This window comes from Streptomyces sp. NPDC004658, from assembly GCF_040609555.1.
Lineage (GTDB): Bacteria > Actinomycetota > Actinomycetes > Streptomycetales > Streptomycetaceae > Streptomyces.
Genome location: NZ_JBEXKG010000295.1, coordinates 1 through 5,018 on the forward strand (window position 1 = coordinate 1; position 5,018 = coordinate 5,018).

Below are 5,018 nucleotides of genomic sequence, written 5' to 3' on the forward strand. Positions count from 1 at the left end.
CGGTCGCCTTCGACCCGCGCGGCCACACCCTCGCCGTGGCCGCGGCCGACGGAGCCGTCCAGCTCTGGGACCCGGTGCGGGGCCCCCGGCGGACGGCCCGCCTCACCGGACACTCCGGCGAGGTCGACGCGCTCGCCTTCGCCCCGGACGGCAGGACCCTCGCCTCGGCCGGTGAGGACGGGACCGTACGGCTGTGGGACGCCGGCCGGGCCGAGCCGGTGGCCGTCCTGCGCGGTCACACCGGCGGCGTGCTCGGCCTGGCGTTCGCACCCGACGGCCACGGCCTGGCGAGCGGGGGAGTGGACCGCACGGTGCGGCTGTGGGACGTCGGCCGCCGCCGGGCCGCGGCGACGCTCACCGGCCACAGCGACGACGTCAACGCCGTCGCGTACACGCCCGACGGCACCACCGTGATCAGTGCGAGCGGGGACGGCACGACCAGGCTCTGGGACGTCCGCGCCGGCCGGCTCGTCACCACTCTCACCGGGCACACCGACTACGTGATGTCCGTGGCGGTCGACGCCACCGGCACTCTGCTCGCCACCGGCGGGTTCGACCAGTCCGTGGTCCTGTGGGACCTGCGCCGCCGCATCCTGGCCGCACGCCCGTTCACGGAGGTCTCCGCCGTCGCCTACCGCCCCGACGGACGGCTGCTGGCCACCGCGGACGCCGACCACACCGTACGGCTGTGGGACCCGGCCCGGCGCCGCGGCACCCCCACGACCCTGACGGAGCGCCACGGCAGCGTCACCACCGTGGCGTTCGCCCCGGACGGCACCACCCTCGCCTCCGCCGGATCCGCCGGCACGGTGACGCTGTGGGACCTGGCCGCCCGCCGCCCGCGCACCCTGCCCGCCCGGCACCGCGGAGCGGTGTTCGCGGTGGCGTTCGCACCCGACGGCCGTACCCTCGCCTCCGCGGGCGCCGACCGCACCCTGCGCCTCCAGGACGTCTCCGGCCACCACCGGCCCGCCGTCCTCACCGGCCACACCGACTACGTCAACGACGTCGCCTTCAGCCCCGACGGCCGCACCCTGGCCAGCGCCGGCGACGACCTGACGGTCCGTCTGTGGGACGTGCGCACCCACCGCCCGCTGGCCACCCTGACCGGCCACACCGGCGCCGTCCGCGGTGTCGCCTTCAGCCCCGACGGCCGCACCCTGGCCAGCTCCGGCAACGACGGCACCGTCCGGCTGTGGGACGTGGCCCGGCACCGGCTCCTCGGCTCCCTGACGGGCCACACCGGCTCGGTGCGCGGCCTGGCGTTCTCACCGGACGGCCGGCTGCTCGCCAGCAGCGGCACCGACCGCACGGTACGGCTGTGGGACGTGCCGGGACGACGGCTGTGGGCCACGCTCACCGGCCACACCGACGCCGTCGGCGGACTGGCCTTCGCCCCCGACGGGCGGAAGGTGGCGAGCAGCGGCACCGACGGCACGGTACGGCTGTGGGACCTGGACATCGGGGCCCGGCTGGCCGAGATCTGCCGCCTGGACCGGGCGACGGACCCGGCGACCCGCCGCGCCCTGCTCCCCGGCGAGTCCGCGCCCGCCGCCCCCGCCTGCCCCGAACACTGACCAACTCCCCGGCGCCCCAGGGGTTTCCCGGGCGTTTCCCGTTGCCCGCCGCAGGAGGCCCACGCGGCATCCTCGACGGGCCCACCGCGCGCCGGGAAGGCTGTGCACCGCACCACCTCTCACGACCAGACCAGGAAACGGGGGTCCCGGTATGCTGCGGCGAACCGGCGCCATCGGCACACTCATCGCCCTGCTGACCACACTTCTCCTCACCGCGTCGGCGAGCGCCGCCGACCGGCCGGCCGGGCCGGCGGACAGCGGCTGCGGCGTCCTCGCCCCGGGCGCCTCGGCCGCGGCCGAACGGGCCGTCGACACCGCCTGCGCACAGGTCGCGGCCGGCGTCTGGTACACCTGGGGCGGCGGCCACGGCACCCAGCCCGGCCCCACCTACGGCCGGAAGGACCCGACCGACCCGGCCAGCGAACACGACCCCGAACGCCTCGGCTTCGACTGCTCCGGACTGGTCCGCTACGCCTACGCCCAGGCCGCCGGCGCCGACATCCTCAACGGCGACGCGAGCGCCCAGTACTACACCCACCGCACCGCCGCCCGGTTCACCGCGGCCGACGGGCTCGCCCCGCTGCGCCCCGGTGACCTGCTCGCCTACGGAACCTCCGCGGACCTGCACCACATCGCCCTCTACCTCGGCGCCGGGAAGATGGTGGAGGCCCGGCAGTCCGGCACCAAGCTGATGGTCAGTGACGTCCGCCTCGGCGGCGACTACTTCGGTGCCGTCCGCGTCGAGACCGGCACCGTCGAGGGCCCCGTCTTCCGCACCTGGGGCACCGGCGTCTGGACCAAGGCCCAGCCCTCCGTCCGCGCCGCCCGCGTCTACGCCTTCCCCGGCCCGACGACCGTCCGCGTCGCCTGCCAGAAGCACGCCGAACCCGTCACCGCAGAGGGCTACACCAACGACGCCTGGTCCTACCTCCCCGACTACCGGGCCTGGGTGACCAACATCTACATCCAGGGCCCGGCCTGGCTGGACGGCGTACCCACCTGCCCCAACTGAGGCGCGCCCACGGGTCCCGGGTCAGGGACTCGTGAGGACGACCAGTCGCCGGGTCGCCCGCGTCATGGCGACGTAGTGGTCGACCGCTCCTCGGACGCCCTCGCCGAACCGCTCCGGGTCGACGAGGACGACCAGGTCGAACTCGAGTCCCTTCGACAGCTCGGGCGTCAGGGAGCGGACGCGGGCGGTCGGCCGGAACGCGGGATCGCCGATGACACAGGCGATCCCGTCGGCGTGCGCGGCCAGCCAGGTGTCGAGGATCGCCCCCAGCTGCGCGACCGAGCCGTGGACGACGGGGACGCCGTCGCTGCGGATGGACGTCGGCACGTTGGCGTCCGGCAGGACCGCCCGGATGACCGGCTCGGCCTCCGCCATGATCTCCTTCGGTGTCCGGTAGTTGACGGTCAGGGACGCCGTACGGATCCGGTCGAACCCCACCCGGGTGAGGCGCTCCTGCCACGACTCCGTGAACCCGTGCCGGGCCTGGGCGCGGTCCCCGACGATGGTGAAGCTCCGGGACGGGCACCGCAACAGCAGCATCTGCCACTCCGCGTCGGTCAGTTCCTGCGCCTCGTCCACGACGACGTGCGCGAACGGCCCGGCGAGCAGATCGGGATCGGCGGTGGGCAGGGCACTGTCGTCGACCAGGGAGTTGCGCATGTCCTGCCCGTGCAGCATGACCAGCACACCTTCGCCGTCGTCGTAGGTGTGGGCGTCCAGAAGGGTGTCGACGACCCTGTCCATGCGCTCGCGTTCGGCGGCGACGGCGGCGGCCTGCCGGCGCTTTCGCCGGGCCGTCTCCGGGTCGCCGAGCCGCTGCCGCGCCGCGTCGAGCAACGGCAGGTCGGACACCGTCCAGGCCTGGGCCTGCGCGCGCTGCAACAGCCGTACCTCGTCGCGGCTGAGCCACGGGGCGCACATCCGCAGATAGGCCGGTACCGACCACAGGTCTCCAACGAGGTCGGCCGCCTCCAGCAGCGGCCAGGCGCGGCCGAAGGCCGTCAGCAGCTCCCGGTTCCGCAGCAGCGACCTGCGCAGCAGTTCGGGTGAGGCGTCCCCGTCGTGCTTGTCGTGCTTGTCGTGCTTGTCCACGAGGAGGGTGAGCAGTTCCTCCCACACCTGCTCGCGCGCCTCGTTGTGCGGGGTACCGGGTTCCGCCGCGTCGAACGCCGCGGCCCAGTCGTCGGCGGTCAGCCGGATGTCGGACCAGTGCGTGGTGACCGTCATCCCCTCGGCGGGCGGCTCCTCGTAGAACCTGACGGCCTTCTCGATCGCCTTCACCATGTCCGCGGACGACTTCAGCCTGGCCACCTCCGGATCGGCCTCGGGCACGGCTGCGGCGCCCTCGGCGACCAGGTCCCGCAGGGTGCAGGTCTGCACTCCCTCCTCGCCCAGGCTGGGCAGGACGTCGGCGACGTACGCCAGGTACGGCCGGTGCGGACCGACGAACAGGACGCCGCCCCGGCGGTGACCCAGCCGGGGGTCGGAGTGCAGGAGGTAGGCGGAGCGGTGCAGGGCGACGACGGTCTTCCCCGTGCCCGGGCCGCCGTCCACGACGAGAGCGCCGCGCGAACCCGCCCGGATGACGGCGTCCTGATCGGCCTGGATGGTGCCGAGCACGTCCCGCATCCGCGGCGACCTGCTGCCGCCGAGACTGGCGATGAACGCGGACTGGTCGTCCAGCGCGGCATGCCCGACCAGTCCGTCGGGGGTGAACACCTCGTCCCAGTAGTCGGTGATCCGGCCGTCGGTCCAGCGGTACCTGCGGCGGCTCACCAGACCCATCGGGTGGGCGTGGGTGGCCCCGAAGAACGGCTCGGCCGCGGGGGTGCGCCAGTCGACCAGCAGCCGGCGGCCCGCGCTGTCGGTGAGCCCGAGCCGGCCGACGTAGACGGGCTCCTGGCCGTCCGCGCCGACCATGCGTCCGAGGCACAGGTCCAGTCCGTAGCGGCGCAGCGCGCGCAGCCGGCCGGTCAACCGGTGGATCTCGGCGTCCCGGTCCATCGCCTGCCGGCCCTTGCCGCCCGGCGCCCTGCGCTCGGCGTCGAGACGGTCGGTGAGGTCGGCGATCGATTCCTCCAGGCGCTCCGCGATGGCGGCGAAGTGCCGCTCGTCGTCGGCGATCAGCGCCGGGTCGGCCTTCGCGGCGAGGCGGTCGGGGAGGTCGAAGGCACGGGTGGGCAGGGGAAGTTTCACTCAGGGGCTCCCTTGTGTGGCCGGTTGCGGCCGTGGCACGCGGCAGGGCGGTGGGGCGGGGGCGGACTCGGCGGCCGTGACGCACGGTGCTTCCGTGTGCCGCGTGGCCGCCCTCGGTCCGGGGCGACGGGTTCAGCCGTGCGCGTCGAGCAGCGGCGGCGCGGACAGGGCCGCCGCTCGTGCGCGGCTCCGCGGGGACAGGGCCGTGTGGAGAGCGGCCGACGGGGACGCGC

Annotated in this window: 3 protein-coding genes; 2 read left to right on the forward strand and 1 reads right to left on the reverse strand. The window is 74.8% G+C overall.

The features are described from left to right. Positions 1–1,577, forward strand: a 1,577-nt coding sequence (locus ABZV94_RS40160; RefSeq protein WP_356349807.1) for a WD40 repeat domain-containing protein, incomplete at its 5' end; no start/stop codon positions are given. A gap of 151 nt (positions 1,578–1,728) precedes the next feature. Beyond that, a complete protein-coding gene (locus tag ABZV94_RS40165) occupies positions 1,729–2,589 on the forward strand; it encodes an NlpC/P60 family protein (protein WP_356349809.1) in 861 nt (286 codons plus the stop codon). Between the two features lie 21 nt (positions 2,590–2,610). Here the strand turns inward: ABZV94_RS40165 and helR are convergent, their stop codons facing one another. Further along, positions 2,611–4,785 carry an RNA polymerase recycling motor ATPase HelR gene (gene helR, locus ABZV94_RS40170; RefSeq protein ID WP_356349810.1) on the reverse strand — a complete coding sequence of 725 codons (2,175 nt, stop codon included), beginning with the start codon at positions 4,783–4,785 and terminating at the stop codon, positions 2,611–2,613. Positions 4,786–5,018 lie beyond the last annotated feature (233 nt).